Source organism: Nocardia cyriacigeorgica, from assembly GCF_029868385.1.
Taxonomy (GTDB): Bacteria; Actinomycetota; Actinomycetes; order Mycobacteriales; family Mycobacteriaceae; genus Nocardia; species Nocardia cyriacigeorgica_F.
This window is the reverse complement of the sequence record NZ_JARWNX010000042.1, coordinates 127,163-152,335: the sequence shown is the minus strand read 5'-3', so window position 1 is coordinate 152,335 and position 25,173 is coordinate 127,163. Positions and strand designations below refer to the sequence as shown.

Below are 25,173 nucleotides of genomic sequence, written 5' to 3'. Positions count from 1 at the left end.
TTCGCTCTCGCATCATCCTGCATTCCACCGAGACAAGGAGTTTCACCGATGACCGAACGCGTATCCGTCAGCTCGCTCTCCCGTCGTGGATTGTTCGGTACCGCGGCCGGAGTCGCGGCCACCGTCGCACTCGCCGCCTGCGGCTCGTCGAGCGAGTCGGGTTCATCCTCGACCACCACCTCCGGTGGCAGCGACCCCGCATCGATCGCCACCGACGCCTACGTCTTCGGCTATCCGTTGGTGCTGATGGATGCCACCCGCGCCACCGCCGCACCCACCAACACCCTGCTGCGCTACAACAAGACACCCAGCCCCGACGACAAGACCGTCGTCACCCCGAACGTCGACACCCTCTACAGCCAAGCCTGGCTCGACCTGCGCACCGAACCGATGGTGTTGCAGATTCCGGCCATGACCGACCGCTATTGGCTGGCCCAGATCCTCGACGCCTGGTCCAATACCGCGCACAACCCCTCCAGTGTGCGGCCGCAGATCTCCAGTGGCGACCCCTCGGGTCCGTTCACCTACGCCGTGACCGGTCCCGGTTGGTCGGGCACGCTGCCCGACGGACTGACCCGCCTGGACATGCCCACCGCAACCGCCTGGGCCATCATCCGATTCGCATTGAACGACCCGGATGACCACGGCGCGGTCACCGCCTTACAGAACCAGATCAAGCTGATGCCCCTGAGCACCTGGACCAGCGCGCCCGACACACCCACACCCACCGGCATACCCGCCGACCGCACCGCAAGCCCGACCAAACAGGTCGCCGCGATGGATGGCGCGACGTTCTTCGCCAAACTCTGCACCCTCATGGCCGCCGACGCGCCCGCACCCGCCGACGCCGACACCCTGACCCGATTCGCGACACTGGGCATCACGCCCGGCGGGTCATTGACCGGGATCGACACCGGCACCCTCGCCGCGGCCGTCCAGAGCGCCCAGCAGCAGATCAAGGACTACAAGAACCCCGACGCGAAAATCGTCAACGGCTGGACCTACGCCACCAACCTCGGCACGTACGGCACCGACTACTCCTTGCGCGCCAACACCGCCCTCACCACACTCGGCGCGAACCTACCCGACGACACGCTCTACCCGATCATGAACAACATCCCCGCCGACTCCGGCGGCCCTACCCACAGCTACCGAATTCATTTCCCCGCAGGCCAACTCCCACCCGCGGACGCCTTCTGGTCCCTCACCGCCTACACCGCCGACCACTTCCTCGTTCCCAACCCGGACAACATCTACTCCCTCGGCCACCACCCCACCGTCACCCCCAACCCCGACGGCTCGGTCGACCTCACCCTCGCACCCGCCAACCCCGGTCCCGATGTCCCCGTGGGCAATTGGCTCCCCATCCCCACCTCGGGCACCTTCAACCTCGCCCTGCGCCTGTATGCGCCCCACACCAGCGCGGCCGACGGCCATTGGCAACCGCCCGCCCTCACCGCGGCTTGACGAAGCCCACTCGGTCAACCGGACTGCCCGTCACCGGATTCGGTGGCGGGCAGGGTGACCAGCCGCGGTGCGCGATATCCCCAAGTGGGCCGCGCACCGTCGCGAGGGCCGCGTCGGGTTCCGGCTGATCGGTCGGCGTCACCTGGTATTCGGCCACATCACCGCGCGGGGATACCCGCGGTTGTCCTACCTGGGCCACGCCCCGGCCTGCCCGATAGTGCGGTGCGGTACGTGCCGACCCGCGTTTCGCTCAGCGCGGCGGCCGAGCGAAGGTAGACCGTCGACGTGTAACCCGTGAAGGCCGCGTGCCGACAGAAAGGGAACGACCAGTTTCCCCGACTCGGTGGCCGAGGAGAAGGTGCGCGGCGACGGATCGGCTGCGAAACTGGATGCGTCATCGTCCGTCGCCGCGTCCGCTGCGATCGGATGTGGTTACCGGTCAGCACACCGGCCTCACCCGATAGGCGGTCATGACGAGCAGGAGGGCGCGATGAGCCCGCGGTCGCGGATCGACCTTGCCGAAATGCGGGCGATGGTCACCAACCTGGAACAGGTGATCGACAACGCCACCCGCGCGATCGCCGACCTCAAAGCCGCCATCGCCGAGGCCGAAGCCCACCCAGCCGCCATCACCGATTCCGATCGAGCCCACCTGCCCGGCGTCGACACCGCCTCACCCGCCACCCCCGTCGCATGGCCGACACCGTGGTCCCGCCGCAGACGGCAGATACCGACAACACATCAACCCCTCCCCCAGACCCGACCGACCACCGCCGCCCAAGCCCCGCCCGCATCACCCGCCCCCTCCGCACAGCCCTCATCTCGTGCGCTGTCGGCACTGTCCGCGCCGTCCGAGCCGACCACATCGCCCGCACCGACGGCAACGCCAGCAGCGCCCCCATCGTCCGCGCCGCCAGCAGCGCCTCCACCGTCCGCGCCGCCAGCACCGTCCCCACCGTCCGCGCCGCCAGCACCGTCCCCACCGTCCGCGCCGCCAGCACCGTCCCCACCGTCCGCGCCGCCAGCACCGTCCCCATCGTCCGCGCCGCCAGCACCGTCCGCACTGCCCGCGCCGCCAGCACCGTCCCCATCGCCCACGCCGCCCATGCCACCCACACCGTCGATGCCGCCGCCGCAGTTGGAGGTGGTCGCGCGCGCGGACATCGACACCCAGCACCGACAGCACAAGCAGCGGCACGACCGGACGGAACCAGCTACACCGCAGGTGAATCCGGCCGACGCGCAACCCGAACCGGGTCTCCACCGGCACCTGCCGTCAACGGGCCGATCCACCGCCCGAGTCGAACCCGCCGCTCCCCCTGCCCAGACTTCGGCAGATCTGCGCGGCCCCGCACTCAGAGGACCGCTCGGTCCGCCCGAGTCCGGACGACCGCCCCTGCCCGGTGAGATCCGCCGCCCCGCCGCGTCCGCGATGGACCTCGGCCACCTCACCGCATACCTTCGCGAACACAGCACGGCCGCTCGCCGACCTCATGCCGACCGCAACGACGCCGCGCCCGACCTGACCGCACACCTCCACCGGCCTCCCGAAGCCGGCGGCGAATCCACGGCGGGTACCGGTCAGCCGCGGGGAGACCGCGTGCACTCGGGACCCCAACCGCTACTGAGCGCTCCTCCTGAACATCTGCTCGCGCGTGGGCCTGTCCCAGCCGATCCCGAGGCGTACGGGATCGCTGCGCAGATGGCGGCACGGCATGGGCTCGAGATCATCGGGTTCGAGGTGGCGGGGGTCGAGGCGCAGGTGGTTCGGGAGATCGCCGCGGCCGTCGACGATATGGTGGCGCGATATCCGATCGCTGTACACGGTATCGAGATCACCGACCCGAGCGGTCGAATACCCCCGCGCACCGCGCGGAGCGCATCACCCGCCATGCCTCGGCCCGCGACGATCTGGATGGTTCTCGACGGGGCCGCGATATCGACCCACCCGGCCGCCACACCCGCCCGGCGCTGGCGGCGCAAGAGTCGGGATATCGTTCGGCCGATCTATCGGGCGGTGGTGCGCGAGTACGGTTCGGCGCTGGACGCGGTGGGCGGCTTCCGTGCGCGCCAGGAGGCACAGCGCCTGCTGATCACCGAGTCCCTGCGCGGCGGCGGAGATCTCGCTTTCAGTCCGCTCAATCCGGCCCTCGCCCTGGTCGATGCGTTCACCGAGGTCGCACTCCACGGTGATCGAGCGGGCAAGCCCGCCAAGGAATTACACGACCTCCTGGTGAAGATGGCCCGGCCCGAGCCGACCGACGTACCGGCTTGACAGTGTGAGGTGTGCCGACCGCATCACGTGCGGCCACTCATCGATCTTGAATCAACCGAGCACGTCGAGGGAGGAATCGAGCGAGCCCTGCGCCCAAGCCGCGTATTCCAGCAGTGCGGAATCGTCTCCGGACGTCCGGGAGAGCAGAATTCCGGTTGGTGGCCCACTGCGAACGGCGGGTGCGGGCACGCTGATGCCGCAGGTGCCGAGATAGCTCAGCACCATGGTCGTGCGCAGGACGGCGGCGTTGGCGGCGTCGTATCGGGTCGGGTCCGCCAGTAGGTCGGCTGTGCGCGGTGGTATGTGGCGGACCGTTGGGCACAGCAGTGTGGCACCGTCCAGCTCGGCGGCGAATCCGGCGCGCAGGGCCGACATCGCGGCATAGAGCGGCCCGATGGAATCCGCTGTGCGCGCATTGCTTTCGAGCCTGCGGCGGGTCGCTGCTTCGATGGGCATCCTCGAGTCGAGGCGGTGCCGGTGCAGCCGGTAGGCCTCGGCGCCGACGATGGTCCCGTGCCCGTCGAGCAGGCGCTGGGCGGTCGAGAGCGAGGGCAGCTGACGAAACCGTACCTCGGCGCCCGCGGCCCGGAACCGGTCGACGACTGCGTCGAAGTCGTCGGCGATCTCCGGTGCGGTGTCCTCCGACCATTCGCCCACAGGCACCACGAACCGCGGCGGCGAAGTGCGCCCACCGGTTCGGGCGGGAACCAACACCCGGTCCAGCGCGATGAGATCCTCGACGGTGGTCGCGAAGACACCGACACTGTCCAATGTCTCCGACAACGGAGCGAAATCGTGCGGCCCGTACCGCCCAGTACTGGCGCGATATCCGACGACACCGCACAGCGCGGCGGGCACCCGCACCGATCCCGAGGTGTCGGTGCCGACCGCCAGCGCGACGAGGCCACGCGCCACCGCGACCGCCGACCCCGAGGAAGAACCACCCGGAACCAGCTCGGCCCCACAGGGATTGGTGGGCGTACCGAAGCTCGTATTGATCCCGAGCCCCGAGAACGCGAACTCGCTCAGGTTGGTCTTGCCGATCGTCACGAGTCCGCTGTTGTGCGCCCGGCGCACGAGATGGCTGTCCACGGCGGCGGGTTCGTCGTGCAGGTGACTGGCCGAACCGCGGGTCGTCACCGAACCCTGGACGTCGAACACGTCTTTCCAAGCGATGGGAACTCCGTCGAGCGCACTGCGCCGTGCGCCGCGCACCGCGCGACGATCGCTTGCCTCGGCTTGTAGACGCGCTCGTCGGTCGGTGACGGTGATCAGCACCGCGGCTGCCTCCGCGCGTCCGGCGCGCTCGACGGCCGCCTCGGCCAGCCGGCTCGCGGTCATCTCGCCACGAGCCAGGGCCCGCGCCATGGCGGTGGCGGTGGTCATCTCCCGAAGATCGTCGGAATGCATGGGCGAACAGTATCGCCGGATATCAGCGCACCGATATGTACAAACATCCATCGAACATATCCAAGAGTGGATATATCTCCATTTACCAGCCTGGTCCGATTCGGTTGACTGATCGGCATGACCACGTTGAGCTACCCGGCGCCGGTGACCGTACCGGCCAGGCAGGCCAGATCGGTGACCGTTCGCACCGGCGAACGAGTACGGATCACCGATATCGGTGGCGGCCAGGTGGGTGACGTCTTCGCCTACAACGCCGACGACCTCACCGAATACCACAGCGCCGCGCACACCAGAACCCACACCAGCCGACTGTTCCCCGCACTCGGCGAATCGTTCGTCACCAACCGCCGACGACCGATCCTGACCTATCTCGCCGACACCTCCCCCGGTGTGCACGACATGCTGATCGCCGCCTGCGATCCGGAACGCTATGCGGCATACGGCGACCCGGACCATGCGAGCTGTGCCGACAACCTGCGCCAGGCGATCGCCGAACTCGGACATCCGGCGCTGCCGTTCATCCCGCAGCCGATCAACGTCTTCATGCGCATCCCCGTCGACGATGCCGGGCACCTGTCCTGGCTGACGGCTCCCACCGCACCGGGGGATTCGATCATCTTCCGGGCCGAGATGGACTGCCTCGTCGTCGTCTCGTCCTGCCCGCAAGACCACAACGTCATCAACGGGTCCGGCCCCAGCCCGCTGACCCTCACCATCCTGCCCGCACTCACCGAGGAGAACTCCGATGACCAGCACTGAACTCGCCCACCCTGCCCTCGAGCCGTTCGGCATCGACGCCCTGACGCTGCGCAATCGCTACGCCGTCGCACCGATGACGCGCATCTCCGCCGAACCCGACGGCACCCCGACCGCTCAGATGGCCGAGTACTACCGCGAATACGCCGCGGGCGGATTCGGACTGATCATCACCGAGGGCGTCTACCCGGACGCCACCCACAGCCAGGGTTACTTCAATCAGCCGGGCCTGGTCACCGAGCGGCATATCGCCGGATGGCGCAAGGTGGTCGACGCCGTGCACGCGGAGAACACCCCGATCGTCGCGCAGTTGATGCACGCCGGGGCGATCTCGCAGGGCAATTCCTACGGTTTCGGCACCCTCGGGCCGTCCGCCGTCACACCGCGCGGACAGATGATGGTCGATTATGGCGGCGTGGGCGGCGCGTGGGACGCCCCGCGCGAGATGAGCGCGGCCGATATCGATGCGGCGGTCGCCGGATTCGTCGCCGCCGCCGAGAATGCCAGGGCGGCGGGCTTCGACGGAGTCGAGATCCACGGCGCCAACGGCTATCTGCTCGACCAGTTCCTCACCGACTACACCAATCAGCGCACCGACGAGTACGGCGGTTCGGTGCAGAACCGGATCCGGCTGACCGCACGGGTGCTGGCCGCGCTGCGCGAAGCGCTCGGGGACTTCCCGATCGGTGTGCGGCTGTCACAGACCAAGGTCAACGATTTCACCTACCGCTGGCCCGGCGCCGAGGCCGACGCCGAGGTGATCTTCGCGGCCGTCGCCGATGCCACCTACCTGCACATCGCCAGCGAGGGCCGCAATTTTCTGGAGACCGCGCGGTTCCCGAGCGGTTCGACCATCACCGAGTCGGCCAGAAAGATCACCGGCCGCCCGGTCATCGCCAACGGCGGTATGCACGCGCCCGGCCAGGCCGCCGACGTCCTGACCGGCGGACACGCCGATATCCTCTCGCTCGGCACGGGCGCACTGGCGAACCCGGACCTGCCACGGCGGGTGGCCGCCGGGACGCCGCTGCTCCCCTTCGATCGTGAGATGCTGCATCCCATGGCCACCCTGGACACCACCGCGGCATGGTTCGCGCGGCACGGACAATGACAGAGCGCAGCTGGACCCGCGGTGCGGCCGCGGTGGCGACGCTGACCTTCGACGTCGACGCGGAAACTCCCGTCCTCGCCGAAGGTCGGCGTTACGCCGACCATCCCATGGTGATGTCGCATCAGGCGTACGGCCCGGAGGTGGGCGTACCGCGCATCCTGGATCTGCTCGACGAAATGGACGTCCCCGCAACGTTCTTCGTACCCGGCTGGGTCGCCGAACAACGTCCGGGCCTGGCCGCCTCGATCGTCGATCGCGGACACGAGGTCGCACACCACTCCTACAGCCATCGTGCGGCCACTTCCCTGCCGCCGGGCGCCGAACGGGTGGATTTCGAACGCGCACTGGATGTCTTCGCCGCGCAGGGCATCGAGATCTCCGGGCACCGCGCCGCCATGTGGAGCGCCAGCCGCGACACTCTCGGCCTGATCGCCGAGCACGGGCTGGCCTACGACTCCTCGCTCATGGGCGACGACCGGCCCTACCTCGTCGACGATCCGCGCGCACCGGTGGTGGAACTGCCCGTGCACTGGTCGCTCGACGATTGGGAGCAGTACGCGTATCTGCCCGAACCGCGTATCGGCACCGTCATCGAGGAGCCGGAGAAGGTCGAGCGGATGTGGCGGGCCGAACTCGACGGGATGCGGCACTACGGCTGCCTGTTCAACGTGTGTATGCACCCGTTCCTCACCGGACGCCCCGGCCGGATGCTGGCACTGCGCCGCCTCATCGGCTACGCCAAGGAGTGCGGGGATGTGACCTTCGCCCGCTGCCGCGAGGTGGCGGCCTGGGCCCGCGAGGACGCGGCGACCCCGCTGCGACCACTGCCCACCTACGACGTGGATCCGGCGGTATATCCCGACTGACGCGGCCGCGGACACCCCGGCCGACGCCGCACCGGCCCGGTCACCGCATCGCAATACCAGGACCGGCGGTGTCGACGGTCGAGGCAAGAAACAGATCGACGGTATCCGCGAGTCTGCTGACGTCACGTCCGGTCAGCTCGGTGATTCGGGTCATCCGATTGCGCAGGGTGTTGACGTGCACGTGCAGGGCGGCCGCCGTCACGCCCCACTGACCGTCGTTGGCGAGAAACGTCCGCAGCGTATGTTCCAGCTCGGTGTGCGCGCGTGCGTCGTGCGCCCGGACGGAGCCGAGCACCTGATCGGAAAACCGTTGCAGCACTTGGTTGTCGAGCAGCCCGAGCAACATCCGGTGGGTTGCCACATCGGCGAAGGTCGCGACATCCGCGCCGCCCTGCGCGCGCAGCACCTGACAGACCTCCCTGGCTCGCACGAGCGGTTCGCGCAGCGCGCTCGCCTCGGCGGCGATATCACCGACCCCGATGACGATCCGCGCCGCTCGCACCCGCCTGCCGACCTCGGCAGCGAGTTGGCGGGCGAAACGCGTCAGCTCCGCCGCCGTCTCTTCCCACGGGCAGACGACCACCACATCGCGGCTACCGGCCACCGTGAACACGGGAATGCCGTGGGTGGCGAAGAACGCGCCCACCGCATCGGCGAGCTCGTCCGGCGCCACCTCCGCACCATCGGGCGTGGTGGCCGGTGCGAGCGCGAGTACCGCGAGCGGCTGGCCGGAGGGGACGCCGTAGGCGCGCAATCGCTGCCCCACCTCCTCGCTGCGCCCAGGTCCGGACAGAATCATTTCCAACAACTCCACCGCGAACCGCGCTTCGATCGCGTGCACCGCTTGCTGTTTGGTGACCTCCAGGCTGAGGAACCGCGCCGCCTGCGCGAGCGCTTCCCGATCGGCGGTGGCGAGGGCGGCGGCCGGTTCCAGGCAGTACAACCCGGCGTCGATCTCCCCCATCACACCCTCGACGAGATAGAGCGCCGAGGGCCCGGAGCCGAGCAGGTCGACCTCGATCGGCGGTGGTGTGCGGTTGAGCGCTGCGGCGGCGAGCCGGATCTGCTCATCGGTCGGCTCACAGCCGATACTGGCCAGGCAGCGGCCCTTGCGGTCGACGACCAGTAGCGGCAATTCCGTTTCACCGCGCAAGATTTCGAGCACGCCGGCGGCGCCACTGCCACGCGACAGTGCGGTGGCCAGCGCGTCGCCGCGGTGCACCGTCGCGGTCAGCTCCGCCTGTAGCACCTCGTTCTGGATCCGGGCGGCAGCGCGGGTGAGCGCGGTGAACGGCACCCCGATACACAGTTCCACCAGCGGTAGGCCGCGCGCGACGCACAGCTCGGCCAGGCCCTCGGGTATCTCGGGAGTCTGCGCGGTGAGCCCGAACACCAGCCCCGCCGCACCGGCCCGTGCCACGGCGTCGACGAACTGCTCCGTCGAAACCTGCGCCAACCACAGCCCGTTGGTCAACACCAGTTCCCCCGGACGGACATAGCGCGACGGGTCGGGAAGCTCGGTGGTGTGCAACCAGCGAACCTCCGCGCCCAGCCCCTCCACCAGTTCCGGCGTCAGCACCCGCAGCCCGAGCGCGGAATCGGCGACGAGTCGATCAATGGTCAGCACCTAGGGAAATGTACACCGGTGCTGGGTATCGACTGGATGAACGCACACCTTCTGGGCAGGCTTCCGCACGATACGGCCGGTGAAAATCCGGTTGAGCGGGCTCATACAGTGGATGAGTGATCCGTACCGCCGCCCTCGCCCACATCCGTGACCGTCGCCTCATCCAGACGCGTTCGGTGGGCAAGGAGGTCTTCTACATGGCGGGCGGGAAGATCGACCCCGGTGAGACGCCGATCGAAGCGCTGCATCGGGAGGTTCGCGAGGAACTCGGAGTCGGCGTGACCGAGGTCAGCGAACTCGGTGTCTTCCACGCCGAGGCCTACGGCCACACGCCGGGCACACGATTGCAGATGACCTGCTTCACCGCCGATCTCACCGGCGATCCGACACCCACCAGCGAGATCGCGGAGTTGCGCTACTTCACCGTCAGCGAATACGCCGCCATGCGGCACGTGGCGCCCGGATCGATGCTGGTGTTCCAGCGGCTACACGAACTCGGCGTGATCGACTGGTGAAAGCGGTTGCCGCCCACTAATACACGTGGGCAACGCTTCCGACGAATCCGCCTTCATCGTTTCGGTCTCATACACACAACGAATACATAGCACCCGAAAAACCCGGTGCGAGAAGAAAACCCGCCCGGTAGACTCCACAATGCGCCCGGCAAGAGCGCAGCGGCGCCCCCACCCCGAACTGTCAACAGTTCACCAGGGTGAAGCGATGCGCCATCACCGAACTCGATCCGGGCGTCCAAACTTCCGAGCGGAGAAATCCGAGCCGAGAAAACAAGATCGGCAGCCGGGATAGCAACCCACAGATCTGCCTCAGCCCGGCGCGGATATCGACGTCCCGGTGAGCCGACACCACGCAATCGGGCCCGGAAACCATCGTCGGTTTCCGGGCCCGATTGTGACGTTCGTCGATCTCAGCCGGTCTCGGCACGCCCGCCGGAGTCGGCGCGCCCCTCGGAATCCGCATGTTCGGCCGACTCCTCCGCTTCCGCGCGCAGTGCGACCCCGTGCTCGGTCCCCTCATCGGCTTCCTGGTCGGGCTCGGGATGTTCGGGTTCGAAATTCTCCGGCAGGTTTTTCAGGTGCTTGTTCATCGAGCGCACCAGTAGGAACGTGCCGATCAGCAGGATCAGCACGACGATGAGGCCGAATGGCGAGGCTTTGCCGAATTCGGGGCCGGTGGGTGTGCCCGGGGTTTGGGCGAGTAGAGCGAGCATCACCGGTGATTGTCCTCGATGCCGGTGAACAGGTCGTTCTCGGGTAGGGCGGTGCGCACTCGGGCCTTGGCCAATTCGAACTCTTCGGTGGGCCACAACCGCTGCTGGATTTCCAGCGGAATGGCGAAGAACGCGCCATTGGGGTCGATCTGCGTGGCGTGCGCGCGCAGGGCGTCGTCACGCTGCGGGAAATACTTCGCGCATTCGACCTGCGTGGTCACCCGCGTCATCACATCGCCGCGTTCCACGGCGTATTTGCGCATCCGGTCCAGCCATTCCCGCATGGGGAACGGTTCACCGATGCGCTCGTACTCCTCGGCGAACACTTCCAGCCGCCGAATGCTGAAGCCGTGGTCGTAGTACAGCTTCAGCGGCGTCCACGGCTCGCCCGCGTCGGGGAACCGCTCGGGATCGCCCGCCGCCTCGAACGCCGCCACCGACACCTCATGGCAGCGGATATGGTCGGGATGCGGGTAGCCGCCGGTCTCGTCGTAGGTGGTCATGACATGCGGCTTGAATTCGCGCACCACCCGCACCAGCGCCTCGGTGGCCTCCTCCAGCGGGACCAGCGCGAAGCAGCCCTCGGGCAGCGGCGGCAGCGGATCGCCCTCCGGCAGGCCCGAGTCGATGAATCCGAGCCACGTCTGGCGCACCCCGAGCGCGGCGGCCGCGGCGGCCATCTCCTCGCGGCGGATCTCATCGATGCGGTCGAGCACACCGGGGGTGTCCATGGCCGGGTTCAGGATGCTGCCGCGTTCACCGCCGGTCAGCGTGACGACCAGGACGTCGTTGCCTTCATCGGCATACCGGGCGGTTGTCGCGGCGCCCTTGCTCGATTCGTCGTCGGGGTGGGCGTGCACCGCCATGAGGCGAAGGCCACTCACTTCTCGTTCACCATCGCTCTCGCGTCGCGGGTGGGGTCGGGGCTTTCGATCCCGTCAGGGCTCCGTTACCTATAGTTCCATTTCGACCGAATCTGTTCCGACCTACCCCCCGCCGAGCGCACCGGCGTGCGCGAGAGGACACGTCATGACCGAGCCGACGCCGGACGCACCCGACACCGCGCGCGCCGCCGATACTGCCGCCCGCAATGCCGACCGCTACGGCACCCGCGCCTCCACCGGGCAACGCGCCACCCGCCGCCTGATCATGGTGATCCTCGCCGTCGTGGTGCTCGCCGCGGGCGCTGTGGTCGCCTATCTCGGCTGGTCGAAGTACGGTCCGGACGATATCCAGGCCGAACAGCTCGGCTACACCGTCATCGACGATTCGACCATCGAGATCAGGATCAAGGTGACCCGCGACGATCCGACCCGCTCCGTTGTCTGCTTCGTCCGGGCAATGGCAAGGGACAATTCCGAGGTCGGTCGCCGCGAGGTGCTGGTCCAAGGAGTCGAGCAGAGCAAGGTCGACGACTACGGCACCATCGAACTCACCACCCGGGTGCGTTCCTCGGAGCGGCCCTCATCGGGCAGCGTCTACGGCTGCACCGACAAGGTCCCGGCCTACCTGCGCGCGGGCTGAAATAACGCCGCTACGGCGCTGGCTGCACAAAAAATAAACTCCGACCTGCGCGTTTATGAAACATGCTAAAATGGCTTCACGCACGGTTCCGGGGCACGGAGCCGTGTTTGCTGCATTGGCGGCCAGCGCAGTCCCGGATCGGCGAGATTATCCGGGACCAGGTCTGTCGAGGTTCGAAGAACTTCCCAGGATCGCTCTAGCCGTCGGCTTGTGCATGCCCGAGTGCGGGTGGGTACTCGCAGTATCAGGGAATCCTGGCTCGCCGGGAACAACTACTAGGGAGTGATCGAGATGACTGAGACGCAAGTGACCTGGCTGACCCCGGAGTCGCACGACAGGCTCAAGAGCGAACTCGACGCGCTCATTGCCAACCGTCCGGTCATCGCCGCCGAGATCAACGAACGCCGCGAAGAGGGCGACCTCAAGGAGAACGGCGGGTACCACGCCGCGCGCGAGGAGCAGGGTCAGCAGGAAGCTCGCATCCGCCAGCTTCAGGAACTGCTGAACAACGCCAAGGTGGGCGTCGCGCCCACCAAGTCCGGCGTCGCTCTGCCGGGTTCGGTGGTCAAGGTCTACTACGACGGCGACGAATCCGACACCGAGACCTTCCTCATCGCGACCCGCGAAGAAGGCCTCAGCGACTCCAAACTGGAGACCTACTCCCCCAACTCCCCGCTGGGTGGTGCGCTCATCGACGCCAAGGTCGGCGAGACCCGCGAATACACCCTGCCCAACGGCAACACCATGAAGGTGACGCTGATCAGCGCGGAGCCCTACCACAGCTGATCCGGCCCCCGGCCGACATCGCCCGGCCGGGGCCACAGACACGAACGGCCGCATCCGATGTTTCGGGTGCGGCCGTTTCGTCATCTGCGGATGCTCAGCTCAGCGCCTGCTCGAGGTCGGCGAGTAGATCGCTGACATCCTCGATGCCGACCGACAGCCGCACCAGATCGGCTGGCACCTCGAGTTCGGAGCCCTCGGTGGAGGCGTGGGTCATGGCGGCCGGATGTTCGATCAGCGATTCCACCCCGCCGAGCGATTCGGCGAGGGTGAAGACCTTGGTCCGGGAGCAGAAATCGCGCGCCGCGTCCGGGCCGCCGTTCAACCGCACCGAGATCATGCCGCCGAATCGGCGCATCTGCTTATCGGCGACCGCGTGACCGGGGTGATCGTTGAGGCCCGGGTAGATGACCTGGGAGATCGCCGGATGCCGGGTGAGGAATTCGGCCAGGGTCTCGGCGTTGTCGCAGTGCCGGTCCATGCGCAGGGCCAGGGTCTTGGTGCCGCGCAGGGTGAGGAAGGCGTCGAACGGGCCGGGTACCGCACCCGCACCGTTCTGGAGGAACGCGAACGCGGCGTCGAGTTCGGCGTCGTCGGTGATCAACGCGCCACCGATGACGTCGGAGTGACCGCCGAGGTACTTGGTGGTCGAGTGCACGACGATATCGGCGCCGAGCAGCAGCGGCTGCTGGAGGTACGGGGTGGCGAAGGTGTTGTCGACGACCAGCTTGGCACCCGCCGCATGCGCCACATCGGCGAGCGCGGGGATGTCACCGATACTGAGCAGCGGGTTGGTGGGCGTCTCGATCCACACCAGTTTGGTGTTCGGGCGGATCGCGGCGCGCATCTCGTCGACGTTGAACACGTGCGCGGGCGAATGTTCGATGCCCCACTGGCTGAAGACCTTGTCGATCAGCCGGAAGGTGCCGCCGTAGGCGTCGTCGGGGATGACGATGTGGTCACCGGGGCGCAGGGTCGCGCGCAGCGCGCAGTCGGTAGCGGCCATACCGGAGGCGAAGGCCCGGCCGTAGCGGCCCGATTCCAGGGCGGCGAGGTTGGCTTCCAGCGCGGTCCTCGTCGGGTTGCCGGTGCGACCGTATTCGTAACCGTCCCGCAGGCCGCCGACGCCGTCCTGGGCGAAGGTGGAGCTCGCGTAGATGGGCACGTTCACCGCGCCGGTCTTGGGATCGGGATCGAAACCGGCATGCACGGCCCTGGTGGAGAATCCCAGCTCACTCATGTGCTTCAGCCTAAAGGCAGTGGTTTCGCGGCCGACGGGCGGTTGGCCCCTTACCCGTGTCGGGTGCGGTGCGGCCCGTTTAGTCTGTCCCCATGGTGACCGTCGAAGAACTGTTCGCGATCGATGCGCTGCTGACCGACACCGAGCGCGAGATCCGCGATACCGTCGCGTCCTTCGCCGCCGAGCGGCTGCGCCCGCATATCGCCGACTGGTTCGAGGCGGGCACCTTCCCGGCCCGCGATATCGCACCTGAACTGGGCAAACTCGGTCTGCTCGGTATGCATCTCGAGGGTTACGGCTGCGCGGGCATGTCGGCCACCACCTATGGCCTGGCCTGTCAGGAACTCGAGGCGGTCGATTCCGGGGTGCGGTCGATGGTGTCGGTGCAGGGGTCGCTGGCGATGACCGCGATCCACAAGTTCGGCTCCGAAGAACAGAAACAGCAGTGGCTACCGGAAATGGCGGCCGGACGCGCGCTCGGCTGTTTCGGATTGACCGAACCCGATTTCGGCTCCAACCCCGGCGGTATGCGCACCCGGGCCCGCCGCGACGGTGACGACTGGATCCTCAACGGCTCGAAGATGTGGATCACCAACGGCTCGGTCGCCGATGTCGCGGTGGTGTGGGCGCAAGTCGACCTGGACGGTAGGCAGGTGGTGCACGGCTTCCTCGTCCCGACGGGCACTCCCGGTTTCCACGCGCGGGAAATGCATCGCAAGCTCTCACTGCGGGCCTCGATCACCGCCGAACTCGATATCGACGAGGTGCGCCTGCCCGGTGACGCGCTACTGCCCGGCGCGCGTGGTCTGTCCGCACCGCTGGCCTGCTTGAGCGAGGCGCGGTTCGGCATCATCTTCGGCGCGCTCGGCGCGGCCCGCGACTGCCTCACCGCCACCATCGAATATGCCCGCACCCGCGAGGTTTTCGACAAACCACTGGCCGCCTATCAGCTGACCCAGGCCAAAATCGCCGATATGGCACTCGAATTCGGTAAGGGGCAGCTGCTGGCGCTGCATCTGGGCCGGTTGAAGGATCGCGAAGAGATCACGCCGGAGCAGATCAGCGCGGGCAAACTCAACAGCACCCGCGAAGCGATCGCGATTGCGCGTGAATGCCGGACGATCCTCGGCGCCAACGGGATCACCCTCGATTACCCGGTGCTGCGGCATGCCAACAACCTCGAATCGGTGCTCACCTATGAGGGGACGGCCGAGGTTCATCAGCTGGTGCTCGGTAATGCGCTGACGGGGGCCAAAGCTTTTCGGTAGGCGATCCGCCCCCACACCTCACACAAGGGGCTCCCTTTCGCGGAGAACATTGTTACCGCTCGTCATTCCGGGGCCATCTGGACGTCACCCACCGGCTCCGCGGATCGCGCAAGCTGTAGGTGCACCCGGAGACGGGTCCATCGCAGGAGGAAACGGCGGGTGCGCTGACACCGAAATGCGGAGGTGCGCAATGAACTCGCTCTCATCCGGTCCTACCGCCCACGCCACGGTCACCGGCTACCGCCAGAGTTTCCGGGCGCGCGAACGCGGAACCCTCGCCGATCCGGTCGATGCCCGCCCGCTACCCGATCAACGTGAAATCGTCGCCGCGTTCGTGGGCCGCACCGAGGAGCATCCGCTGCTCGACTGGGCGCAGGCGCTGGCCACGCTGCACCGGGAACGCCAGCGCAATCCCCTCACCACCGCCGGAATCGACTGCCGCCGACACGAGATCGTCGCCCGCATCGACGGCTGGGTGCGCACCCGCATCCCCGCCCGCTACGCCACCCGGCAACTACGCGCCGCCTCGCTCGGCGCCACCGTCGACCGCATGGCGGCAGCCCATGTCCACGCCAGCCACCTGCTGCACACCGCCGAACGCGTATCGGATGACCGGGTCCATGCTGCTTGGTACCGGTTGGCGCTGCTCGCGGATACGTGGACCGACCTGATCACCAGCGCGCCGACGCCTGGGCGGACCAGCGGGTGACCCTGGCTGACAGCCGGATAGGTCGGCTGTTGGGACGCTGCCCTTGTATCGGCAGCCCTCACCGGCAACGGCGCGTCATCGTGCGTGTTTCCCGCTATCGGGGCTTGAGCCCTTGCCGGGCGAATTCGGGGTTCGATAAGGTCACCACCAGCCGAGGGGGCGGAGAATCCGGTCCCACTGCCACGTGACCAGGATCGGGAGGAGCCGGTGATGAAGCTGGTGCAGGGGCGGTTACTGATCGCGGTCGCGGCGGTGCTGATCGCGGCGGGGTGTGGGGGGTCGACCGAGGGGGATGCGCAGCCGGTGGGGTCGGAGGGGGCGACTGCTGGTGCGGGGAGTACGAGTACTACTGAGGGCTCGATTCCGGAGAATGCGCCCAGCGGGTTCGATCCTTGTGTGGATATCTCGCAAGACGTGTTGGAATCCGAAGGGCTGCATAGTCAATCGAATTCAGATGCCCAGGGACCGAATGGCATCGAGTGGCGCGGCTGCGGGTGGGTCCAAAGCGATGGCTACGCCCCATCGATCCGCGTCACCAACATCACCGTCGACATGGTGCGCGACAACAAGAATCGGGTTGTCCGCGATGAATACAGCATCGACGGGCGCGAGGCGATCGCATCGAACACCGAGGACGAGAAGGACCCACGCTCCGTGTGCACACTGCATGTCGCGATGGAGGGTGGAAGTCTCGAATTCCTGCTGGACAATCCCTCCTCGAACAAAAAGACGGGGCATATGGATACCTGCCAATTGGCCCGAACGCTGGCCGAGAAGGTTGTCCCGCTGATCCCGCCGAACAGCTGAAGTTCACTGTCACGACGTCCGACGACACTCTGGGGGAGCTGAACGATATGAGCGGCGAAGACACATCACCGAACACTCTGGCCGGTTTGATCGCCGAAGCAAACGAGGGCCGCCTATCCGTGCGGGTGAGTCAGGACGTCCGGGTCGATGCCGAAGAGTTCGTCTACATCGATCGCGAATGCCAAGCGTTCAAAGACTTGATTCGCATTCTGCAACGTACGGCGACCGAGATCTCCGACCAGGAAGTCTGGGGACTCGGCGAGGATCAGGACCCGCTGTCATCGGCATCCGTCCTCGTCAGCCGGTTCAGGGAGAAGGCCAAAGGCTCGGACAACAGCGTTCACGAGATCCTCGAAGAGCACTACAAGATCGTCGACGAAATCCAGCAGCTGCACACAGCGATCGCCCAGCGCTACATCGACACCGATGAGACCTTCGCCGCCCGCTACCACCAGCTGACCGCCGAACTACCTCCCCCCTGCCCGATCGCCCCACCGCGCACCCAGCCCGGCGTCGTCCCGGAAGCGAGGTAGGCCGCGATGACCGAGATCCAGAACGAGCTGCCGCGGATCAAGGACGGCGAGAATCCCGACAATCTCGCTCATGCGCAGATCAATGGGGCGTTCACGCCATTGAATACCACCGAGGGGTTCAACGCGGCCAATAAGTTCACCGAGATCGAGAACAAGTGGACCGATGGGGTCCGTGTGTTCGCGGCGCGCATTCAGCGCTCGAGTTCGGCCGCGTGGGAGGGCCCGGCGGCCGAGTCGGCTCGGGCGGCGCTGTCCAATTACACGACACGGGCCCAGGATCTCTCCCCGGTGTTGCAGGCGCTGGGTAATCGTGTCTACGGCGCAGTCGATTCGATCAATGCGACCAAACGTGAACTGCCTGAGGTGATCGAGAAGGGCAAGACGTGGACGCCGACACTGTTGCCGAACACCAGCGCGATTGCCCGCACGGCGCGTGATGATGCCGAATCCACCGCACGTGAGGTCATGGGCATCCACTATGTGGACCCATTCATCAAGGCCGACAGCGAGATTCCGGTGCTGCCGAAACCGGACGATCCCACCCAACCGCTGATCCCACCGGTGCGGCCGCCCGGCGATGGCCGCATACCGGACAGTGGTGGCGAGGACACCGGCGGCGAAGACGGCGGCAACGACAACGGCGGCGGCGAGCAGGGCGGCGACGATTCGGGCGGGGGCGAGCAGGGCGGTCCCGGAAGTGCGGGCGAAGCCGAAGAGCCCGGGACCGGTATCGAAGAACCCGGCGGCGAACCGGCCGAGGAACCGCAGGAACCGGGCACCACCGCAGCGAATACCACCGACCCCTTCGGTACCCCGGTGAGCACCTTGCCCCGTACGACGGACCCGATGCCGACCTCCACCACACCCGCTGGTGTCGGCACCGCTGGCTACTCGCCTTCCGGCCTGCCGGGCGGCGGCATGCCTGGCGGATCGACAGGCAGTGGGGTCGGTGCGGGTGGGTCCGGGTCGGGCGGCTCCGGTGGCTCCGGCTCCGGTGGCTCCGGCTCCGGCGGATCCGGGTCGGGTACGGGTTCCGGAAGCGAGAAGCCTGGTGCCGGACGCAGCATTCCCGGTAACCCCGGCGCTGTGGCGGGTCAGGTCGGCGCGGCGGCGAATGCCGCTGCCAGGACAGCGGCGGCGACCGGTCGGGGCATGATGGGTATGCCGATGGGTGGGCTCGGCGCGGGCGCCGGGCGCGGCGGTTCGGCCACCGAGGACGAGCACAAGACCCCGGACTATCTGATCACCGCCGCGAACACTGATGAACTGCTGGGTGAGGTCCCCAAAACGGTGCCGGGCGGTGTCATCGGCGGCGATATCCCGACCGCACCCGCCCATCCCGAGAACGGGGACGATCGGCGGTGATCGAATGGAAATGGGACCCCGATGATTTCGCGGCCCTGTGGTACAGCGATGCGCATGATCGCTTCCCACGTCCGTTGCGATATGTGAGCCGGTTCGCCTTCCGTGGCGAGGCCGCGGCCCACCGGGAAACGATCCGCGCGGGCTACGACCGCGATGAACTCGAACGCATCCGACTCGCGTTCCATACACTCGCCGCATCCGATTTCCGCATCGAAATCCTCGGCGGCACAACGCGAACCAAACGTGGACGCGAAGGCGAATATCGCGTGGTCGGCGCGAGTACCGCGTATCAGGCGGTGATGCTGTCACAAACGGCCATCGACGGCGTCGACGGCCGGATCACCTGTCGTCTGTTCCGTCCGGAGCAGCTGCCCGCCCGACTGGCCGCGGCACTCCCGGCCTGCGCGCCGGGCAAATTCGCTCCGGCCACCTTTCACCTGGCCGATCTCGATCCGAGCCGCACACCAGGCGGCTCCAGTTTCGCCCATCGCAGCCCGCGCGAGGAATATCAACGCCTGGTGCTGCGCCCTGCCGATGGCGGCGGCAACGCGGGCCTGCTCACCGGCCCGATCCACAGCCGCCCGCAGCCGAGATACGCCACCCAGTGGTTCGATATCACCGGCGACGGCCGCTATCAGGAGCACCGCATTCGCGATCAGCTGACCGTCCGCCCCGCCACCGGCGCCACCTTCACCGAACAGTTCACCCACTGGGTCGACCGCACCCGCCGCCGCCTCCGTGAGGAAGCCGAAGAAGTGGCCTGGTAGTCCATTTCCGCGCGACCGGACTCGCATCTGCATCCGACGACAGGTGATAGCAGGTCACAGGGGTGGAACCACCATTTTTGGGGGGCCGAATCGGCTCGCGTGGATTCCAGACCTCGCGGTACTGTTCGCTGTCCCACAGACGGCGTCGCAACCCTCCCCACTTCGGGGCTCGCGCGGCTGCCGTCATCGATCGACCGAAAGAACTCTGGTGAAGCGCACACTTGCAATTGGGCTGGCTTTCGTCGCGGTAGCGGCAGTGGGTTGCGGCTCGGAGGAGTCGACCACCGCGACTTCGTCGTCCGCGTCGGCGCCGGCCGCCACCGAGGGCGGTGACGCGCAACAGATCCGCGACCTCATCGCGGCGCAGGGGCCCGCGATGGCGACCTTCGATTTCGATCGGATGGCAGAGCTGACCTGCACCCAGTACCGCGAGGAGGTCAAGAACATGCCGAACACCATGTTCCCGCCGCTCAGCTCGGCAGGAACGGCCGAGGAGTTCGCCGCAAAACCGGCCGATCAGCTGGCCGCCGCGCTGAAAGCGGAATACCCGGCCGCCTCCGATGAGAGCATCAACAACCTGGTCGACGCGTTCATCCGCTACGACGAACCGGCCTATAAGGCCGCGAACCTGGCGATCATGCGCGAAACCACCACGGTCAGCGTCGACAAGGTCGACAACATCAAGGTGACCGGAGAAAAGGCAACCGCTGACATCACCTCCACCTGGAAGAACGAAGGCGCGCAGTCGGAGACAAAGACCGACACCAATTCGTACCTCAAGGAAGACGGTAAGTGGCTGGACTGCCAGAAGCCCTCGTAACGCTTCGGCCCGCCTGGATGCCGGCTCGCCCGGCATCCAGGCGGTGATTACCTCAGCGGACGAGACCCGTAATCCCCGCCCCGGTGGCGGTGTGAAAAGTGCAGATCAGATAGCATTTTCGCTACCCTCGGGCGGCATAATGCGATAGAATTCGAACATGGGTTCGAGTGGGGGGATAGATGAGAAAGGTGCAGTAGCGGCGCTGCATACCGCTGTCACCGGCCTGCTCGACGAACCCCTGACCCCGCTGACCGATGATGGCGTGATCGATCTGATGCGAGACGTGGAGCGCTGCGCCCGAATGCTGACCATGGTGCGCCACCGGCTCCTGGTCGAAGCCTCCGACCGGTCCCTGCCCGCCCGATACGGCTCGAAATCGTTGAAACGCTTCCTGATGGAAACATTGAACCTCGCCGGCGCGGACGCAGGCGCGAGGGTCCATCAGGCACAAACAGTCGCCACTTTCCACGACATGGCCGGCGAACCGGTCGACCCCCGCCTCCCGCACACCGCCCAAGCCCTTACCGTCGGTGATATTTCCCCCGACCATGTCCGTGGTATCGCCGCAGTCATCAACCGCGTCCCGCGCGGTGCCTCCGATGATGACCGCGCTGCCGCCGAAGAAATCCTCACCGATTTCGCCCGCACCGGCTCCCCGGACGACATCGGCAAGGTCGGTGACAAAATCCTGGCCTACCTCGACCCCGACGGCCGCCTCACCACCGACAACGACCGTGCCCGCATGCGCGGCATCACCATCGGCCGCCAACGTCCCGACGGGATGAGCCCCATCCGCGGCGACATCGACCCCGTCCTGCGCGCACTCCTGGACCCGCTACTGGCCAGATACGCCCGCCCCGGCATGTGCAACCCCGACGACCCCACCAGCCCCGGAATCAACGCTGCCGCGAGTTCGGGTGCCAATCGCCCTGCCACCGAAGTTGCGAACCCGCCCGCCGAACCAGGCAGGAGGAGCGCCTGGCCGCAGAGTACGGCGACGCCGAGCGCTGACACCAACGGTCCTGCGGCCGAAGAAGCGAACCCGGTACTGGCCGAAGCCGCCACCCGCGACCACCGCTCACCCGCCCAACGCAACCATGATGCGATCAAAGCACTCCTGACATCCGGTGTCATCAGCGAACAACTCGGCACCCACCGCGGAGTCCCGGTCGCAACGATATTGACGATGTCGGTCGACGATGTGGAACGCGAAGCCGGAGTCGCCACCACCGCCACCGGCGGCACCGTCCCCCTCCGAGACGCTTTGGACATGGCCGAACGCTCACAACCGTGGCTGGCGGTCTTCGACCACGCCGGACTCCCACTACATCTGGGACGGATGAAACGGCTCGCGTCTCGCGATCAACGGCTGGCGTTGATCGCCGCTCTGAAGGGCTGCTCCCGCCCCGGATGCAATGCCCCGGCGAGCCTGTGCGCGGTCCACCACGTGCTCGACTACCGCAACAACGGCAGCACCGACATCGAGAACCTCACCCTCGCCTGCGACGCCTGCCACGCATTGATCCACGACGGACCTGGCGGCTGGAAAACCCGCATCGAAGGCCCCCGCTCCCCCTACGCCGGACGCACCGCCTGGATCGCCCCAACCCACATCGACCCACAACAAAAGCCACGCCTCAACCACCGCCACCACGCCAACGAACTACTCGCCCAAGCGTTGTCACGCATCCACCTACGCCACGAATACGACCGCGAAAAACACCGGCAGTGGCGACGCCGACAGGGAACTTCCACACCGACCGCCGCCTGATCCGTCGACACGCAATCGCGCATGTGAGATGTCCGTCGAAGGCCCACGCCGAGCTCGGATCGAGGGCCCTGAGCGCCGATGACAACGGGTCACCAGGCGGGCGCCTCACAGGAGATACAGGCGTTCCGTCGGCAACCGCCCGAGACCGCATGGGTCACCGGGGAGGATTTCGGCGGCGCCGGGGTGGTGGCGGGTTTTCCATTCGGCGATGAATCTCGAGGCGGCGGTGTGGCAGATGGCGAAATCGAAGCGCAGGCCATGTAGGTGGACGCTCAGGTGCACGTCGGGTTCGTCGGGACGTGGTGACCCGGTCGCAGACTCATCGTTGTCTCCGAGAGCATGCTCGCCGCTCGGCGCCGCGGCGGGTTCCTCGGCGTCAGGCCACTCGCCCGGCCGGCGAGACCGGTCGTTCACCGCGGGTACCCGGTGCTCGGCGTGCGCAACCAGCCGCTTCTGCCCGCGCAGGCTCGGATCGAATCGATGACCGTCAGTCCGGACGGCCGGAAAGGGCAGCGGGGCGGCTGGATCCACCGACGGAATCGGTCGCCCTGATCGGTTGGGGAAGGCAGGGCGATGGTGGCGCCGGTGCGGACGACGGAGACGTCGAGCCGGAACATTTCGGCGAAGAGTGCGGTGTCGTCGGGCAGGTCCGGGCGGATCAGAAACGTCCAGCGTCCCGAGCGCATATGCGAGATGATCGGCCCGACACCGGAAGCCGAATCATGGTCGCGGGAACGTCGTAGATCGCCGTGCACGGCCAGTCCGAGCGCCGAGGGCATCATCAACCCCCACACATGATCGGCGCGCATGACGATGCGTCCGATCTCAGGCGGGTCGATCCAAGCGGGCAGATCGCAGACACGCCGATAGAAGTGACAGCGTGAGCGCGGTGTGTCTCCGAGCGGAACATGCTCCATAGCAGCACCTTCGGGTCGCGGGTAGGATGGGTGCGCTCGGCCCGGTGTGATGACGGACACCGGATCGGGAGTCGAGGGAGGGGCGTTTCCGGAGCAACTCCCACCGAGCGCGCACACAGTTGAGCAGTACCGATACGGCTCATGAAGGCCGATCGAGCGATAACCGCGAATTGCGGGGATTCTCCAGGGTCAGGGGCAGCTTGATAGCGGTTTGCTGTCGCCATGACAGCGCCGACCATGGTTTCCGACAGCACTCGACTGCCGGACCGACAGACAGCTGAAGGGGATACGTCATGACAGAAGATGGCACCGGCCCATCACTTCCACTTCGCGAGTTGGGGAAGTACTTCCGCAACGCCCGCAGCGACGCACACCTGACTCTCGATCAGGTGGCGAGTCACATGGAATGGAGTCCGAGCAAGCTGAGCCGGTTGGAGCGAGGCCAGCCTGGGAAGCTGACCAGGCACGACATCCGAACACTGTGCGAGTTTCTAGATTTCGAGGCCGATCGGACAGCTGCCATGATCGGGCTGGCGCAACAGGGGGCAATCAAGTGCTGGTGGCATGCCTTCGGCGAACTGATCCCGGAAACCTTCAATGTGTATGTGGGCATGGAGAGTTCGGCGCGGCGTCTGGACATCTTCCGTCCCGACATCATTCCCGGACTCCTACAGACCAGCGACTACGCCCGCGTCCTCGACCGGACCTACTTCACAAGCGATTCCGCTGACGAGCAAGAGATGCGGATCGAGCTGCGAACGAAACGACAAAGGATCTTTACGCGGAAGGTCAAGCCGGTGGAGTTGGACGTGGTGTTACACGAGTCTGTGTTGCACACGATCGTCGGTGGCCCTGCGGTGATGGCTACCCAATTGCGACACCTCGCCGATGTGAGCACTAGGCCGAATGTTGCAATCCGAATCCTGCCCTATAAAGCGGGTTTTCCACTCGGCGGACCGGTCGGGCCGTATGTCGTACTCGACTTCCGCCCCAGGGTGGGAACCGACGCGGATCCGCCCGTAATTTACATCGAGAACTACACAGGCGACCTGTACCTTGAGGGAGAGCACGACATTCAGAAGTACCGCACCGCATCGGCCACTATCCGGCGCGCTGCACTGGATGTCGTATCCAGTCGGAATCTCATCCGACAGATGGCTAAGGAGTTCAAGCAGTGACTGTTGATCTATCCGGTGCCCGCTGGTTCAAGAGCAGCCGTAGTTCGATGGGCAAAGAATGCGTCGAGGTCGCCCACCTGACCCACGCCCACGTCGGCGTCCGAGACTCCAAGAACCCCACCGGCCCGGCCCTGGTATTCACCCCCACCGCCTGGGACACCTTCACCACCGCACTACAGAACGGCGGACTCACGCGATGACGGCCGACCTGTCCGGAGCACACTGGTTCAAGAGCAGCCGCAGCTCCGGCGAATCCGAATGCGTCGAAGTCGCCCACCTGACCCACGCCCACGTCGCCGTCCGAGACTCCAAAAACCCCACCGGCCCAGCCCTCGTATTCACCCCGACCGCCTGGGACACCTTCACTACTTCCATCCGACACCACCATTTCATCCACCCCGCCTGACCGGTATCGCCGAGTGGCACCTGGCTGCGGCATCGGCCGAGAGACCCCCTTCAGGTACCACTCCGCGATGCGGCGCGGTGGGGTGATGGCTTGGGCCACTGGAGGGCGTTACTGTGATCTCCGTTACGCATGGGTGGGTGAGCTGGTCGGGGGCGATTTCAGATCGTTGCAGGTCGCGAGTGATAGCGGGTCGGTACCAACCCCCGAAAAAGAATTTGAATGATTGATTTTCACAAAATCCGCTGGTAGATCAGCGTTTCCATTCTTGGGACGGATGGTTCCGCCCGCCGTAAACTCCGCGCCGTCCGGCAATACGCCGGGCATATCGCGTGAGTAAGGGATTCC

General features: G+C 66.7%; 27 protein-coding genes. 19 read left to right on the top strand and 8 right to left on the bottom strand.

Going from position 1 to position 25,173, the window contains the following annotated elements:
* Nucleotides 1-48: 48 nt before the first annotated feature.
* Entirely contained in the window at nt 49-1,467 is a 1,419-nt protein-coding gene (locus tag QH168_RS12025; protein WP_280234672.1) for a DUF1254 domain-containing protein, read from the top strand.
* Between the two features lie 439 nt (nt 1,468-1,906).
* Here the strand turns inward: QH168_RS12025 and QH168_RS12020 are convergent, their stop codons facing one another.
* Nucleotides 1,907-2,119 (bottom strand): hypothetical protein, encoded by a 213-nt coding sequence (locus QH168_RS12020; RefSeq protein ID WP_280234671.1) that lies wholly within the window; start codon nt 2,117-2,119, stop codon nt 1,907-1,909.
* Nucleotides 2,120-2,208: 89 nt separating this feature from the next.
* Nucleotides 2,209-2,637, bottom strand: coding sequence for a hypothetical protein (locus tag QH168_RS12015; RefSeq protein ID WP_280234670.1), 429 nt, complete (start codon nt 2,635-2,637; stop codon nt 2,209-2,211).
* A 532-nt stretch (nt 2,638-3,169) separates the two neighbouring features.
* Here QH168_RS12015 and QH168_RS12010 point away from each other — a divergent pair.
* A complete protein-coding gene (locus QH168_RS12010) occupies nt 3,170-3,742 on the top strand; it encodes a hypothetical protein (protein WP_280234669.1) in 573 nt (190 codons plus the stop codon).
* A gap of 51 nt (nt 3,743-3,793) precedes the next feature.
* Here QH168_RS12010 and QH168_RS12005 read toward each other — a convergent pair whose 3' ends face one another.
* The gene (locus QH168_RS12005) at nt 3,794-5,152 is read right to left on the bottom strand and encodes an amidase family protein (protein WP_280234668.1); all 1,359 of its coding nucleotides are present in this window, start codon (nt 5,150-5,152) and stop codon (nt 3,794-3,796) included.
* A 117-nt stretch (nt 5,153-5,269) separates the two neighbouring features.
* Here QH168_RS12005 and QH168_RS12000 point away from each other — a divergent pair, with 117 nt between their 5' ends.
* Genes QH168_RS12000 through QH168_RS11990 form a run of 3 tightly spaced genes read left to right on the top strand, consistent with a single transcriptional unit; the run spans nt 5,270 to nt 7,885 of the window.
* Nucleotides 5,270-5,911, top strand: a complete 642-nt coding sequence (locus QH168_RS12000) for an urea carboxylase-associated family protein (protein WP_280234667.1) — start codon at nt 5,270-5,272, stop codon at nt 5,909-5,911.
* A complete protein-coding gene (locus tag QH168_RS11995; RefSeq protein WP_280234666.1) occupies nt 5,898-7,019 on the top strand; it encodes an NADH:flavin oxidoreductase in 1,122 nt (373 codons plus the stop codon). Before QH168_RS12000 ends, QH168_RS11995 begins: the two co-directional genes overlap by 14 nt.
* A complete protein-coding gene (locus tag QH168_RS11990; protein ID WP_280234665.1) occupies nt 7,016-7,885 on the top strand; it encodes a polysaccharide deacetylase family protein in 870 nt (289 codons plus the stop codon). Before QH168_RS11995 ends, QH168_RS11990 begins: the two co-directional genes overlap by 4 nt.
* Before the next feature lie 40 nt (nt 7,886-7,925).
* Here QH168_RS11990 and QH168_RS11985 read toward each other — a convergent pair whose 3' ends face one another.
* A complete protein-coding gene (locus QH168_RS11985) occupies nt 7,926-9,512 on the bottom strand; it encodes a PucR family transcriptional regulator (RefSeq protein ID WP_280234664.1) in 1,587 nt (528 codons plus the stop codon).
* Between the two features lie 116 nt (nt 9,513-9,628).
* On the opposite strand from QH168_RS11985, the gene QH168_RS11980 reads away from it, so the two are divergent.
* A complete protein-coding gene (locus QH168_RS11980) occupies nt 9,629-10,027 on the top strand; it encodes an NUDIX hydrolase (protein WP_280234663.1) in 399 nt (132 codons plus the stop codon).
* A gap of 410 nt (nt 10,028-10,437) precedes the next feature.
* Here QH168_RS11980 and QH168_RS11975 read toward each other — a convergent pair whose 3' ends face one another.
* A complete protein-coding gene (locus QH168_RS11975; protein ID WP_280234662.1) occupies nt 10,438-10,740 on the bottom strand; it encodes a hypothetical protein in 303 nt (100 codons plus the stop codon).
* Nucleotides 10,740-11,624 carry a mycothiol conjugate amidase Mca gene (gene mca, locus QH168_RS11970; protein ID WP_280234661.1) on the bottom strand — a complete coding sequence of 295 codons (885 nt, stop codon included), beginning with the start codon at nt 11,622-11,624 and terminating at the stop codon, nt 10,740-10,742. Before mca ends, QH168_RS11975 begins: the two co-directional genes overlap by 1 nt.
* Before the next feature lie 145 nt (nt 11,625-11,769).
* On the opposite strand from mca, the gene QH168_RS11965 reads away from it, so the two are divergent.
* Together QH168_RS11965 and greA are read left to right on the top strand one after the other, a co-directional pair.
* The gene (locus QH168_RS11965; RefSeq protein ID WP_280234660.1) at nt 11,770-12,264 is read left to right on the top strand and encodes a DUF4307 domain-containing protein; all 495 of its coding nucleotides are present in this window, start codon (nt 11,770-11,772) and stop codon (nt 12,262-12,264) included.
* 291 nt (nt 12,265-12,555) lie between these two features.
* On the top strand, nt 12,556-13,050 hold the full coding sequence (gene greA, locus QH168_RS11960; RefSeq protein ID WP_036539687.1) for a transcription elongation factor GreA: 495 nt from the start codon (nt 12,556-12,558) through the stop codon (nt 13,048-13,050).
* 94 nt (nt 13,051-13,144) lie between these two features.
* On the opposite strand, the gene QH168_RS11955 is transcribed toward greA, so the two are convergent.
* Complete coding sequence (locus QH168_RS11955; protein WP_280234659.1) at nt 13,145-14,287, bottom strand: cystathionine gamma-synthase; 1,143 nt, start codon at nt 14,285-14,287, stop codon at nt 13,145-13,147.
* A gap of 92 nt (nt 14,288-14,379) precedes the next feature.
* Here QH168_RS11955 and QH168_RS11950 point away from each other — a divergent pair, with 92 nt between their 5' ends.
* The 8 genes from QH168_RS11950 to QH168_RS11915 all read left to right on the top strand — a co-directional run bounded on the left by QH168_RS11950 (nt 14,380) and on the right by QH168_RS11915 (nt 22,327).
* A complete protein-coding gene (locus tag QH168_RS11950) occupies nt 14,380-15,555 on the top strand; it encodes an acyl-CoA dehydrogenase family protein (RefSeq protein WP_280234658.1) in 1,176 nt (391 codons plus the stop codon).
* Nucleotides 15,556-15,745: 190 nt separating this feature from the next.
* Nucleotides 15,746-16,264 (top strand): DUF4254 domain-containing protein, encoded by a 519-nt coding sequence (locus QH168_RS11945; RefSeq protein ID WP_280234657.1) that lies wholly within the window; start codon nt 15,746-15,748, stop codon nt 16,262-16,264.
* Nucleotides 16,265-16,474: 210 nt separating this feature from the next.
* Nucleotides 16,475-17,071 (top strand): DUF3558 domain-containing protein, encoded by a 597-nt coding sequence (locus QH168_RS11940; protein ID WP_280234656.1) that lies wholly within the window; start codon nt 16,475-16,477, stop codon nt 17,069-17,071.
* A gap of 47 nt (nt 17,072-17,118) precedes the next feature.
* Nucleotides 17,119-17,604: a hypothetical protein gene (locus QH168_RS11935; protein WP_280234655.1), complete on the top strand. Its 486-nt coding sequence runs from the start codon at nt 17,119-17,121 to the stop codon at nt 17,602-17,604.
* Nucleotides 17,605-17,610: 6 nt separating this feature from the next.
* Nucleotides 17,611-18,969 (top strand): hypothetical protein, encoded by a 1,359-nt coding sequence (locus QH168_RS11930; RefSeq protein ID WP_280234654.1) that lies wholly within the window; start codon nt 17,611-17,613, stop codon nt 18,967-18,969.
* Nucleotides 18,966-19,736 carry an ESX secretion-associated protein EspG gene (locus QH168_RS11925; protein ID WP_280234653.1) on the top strand — a complete coding sequence of 257 codons (771 nt, stop codon included), beginning with the start codon at nt 18,966-18,968 and terminating at the stop codon, nt 19,734-19,736. Before QH168_RS11930 ends, QH168_RS11925 begins: the two co-directional genes overlap by 4 nt.
* A 208-nt stretch (nt 19,737-19,944) precedes the next feature.
* On the top strand, nt 19,945-20,556 hold the full coding sequence (locus QH168_RS11920) for a hypothetical protein (RefSeq protein WP_280234652.1): 612 nt from the start codon (nt 19,945-19,947) through the stop codon (nt 20,554-20,556).
* A 157-nt stretch (nt 20,557-20,713) separates the two neighbouring features.
* A complete protein-coding gene (locus QH168_RS11915; protein ID WP_280234651.1) occupies nt 20,714-22,327 on the top strand; it encodes an HNH endonuclease signature motif containing protein in 1,614 nt (537 codons plus the stop codon).
* Nucleotides 22,328-22,737: 410 nt separating this feature from the next.
* Here the strand turns inward: QH168_RS11915 and QH168_RS11910 are convergent, their stop codons facing one another.
* On the bottom strand, nt 22,738-23,244 hold the full coding sequence (locus QH168_RS11910) for a DNA-directed RNA polymerase subunit beta (RefSeq protein ID WP_280234650.1): 507 nt from the start codon (nt 23,242-23,244) through the stop codon (nt 22,738-22,740).
* Nucleotides 23,245-23,537: 293 nt separating this feature from the next.
* Between QH168_RS11910 and QH168_RS11905 the strand changes: the two genes are divergently transcribed.
* The 3 genes from QH168_RS11905 to QH168_RS11895 are packed head-to-tail and all read left to right on the top strand — an operon-like array spanning nt 23,538 to nt 24,828.
* The gene (locus QH168_RS11905; RefSeq protein WP_280234649.1) at nt 23,538-24,422 is read left to right on the top strand and encodes a helix-turn-helix domain-containing protein; all 885 of its coding nucleotides are present in this window, start codon (nt 23,538-23,540) and stop codon (nt 24,420-24,422) included.
* On the top strand, nt 24,419-24,622 hold the full coding sequence (locus QH168_RS11900) for a DUF397 domain-containing protein (protein WP_280234648.1): 204 nt from the start codon (nt 24,419-24,421) through the stop codon (nt 24,620-24,622). Before QH168_RS11905 ends, QH168_RS11900 begins: the two co-directional genes overlap by 4 nt.
* Complete coding sequence (locus QH168_RS11895; RefSeq protein ID WP_280234647.1) at nt 24,619-24,828, top strand: DUF397 domain-containing protein; 210 nt, start codon at nt 24,619-24,621, stop codon at nt 24,826-24,828. Before QH168_RS11900 ends, QH168_RS11895 begins: the two co-directional genes overlap by 4 nt.
* Nucleotides 24,829-25,173: the final 345 nt, after the last annotated feature.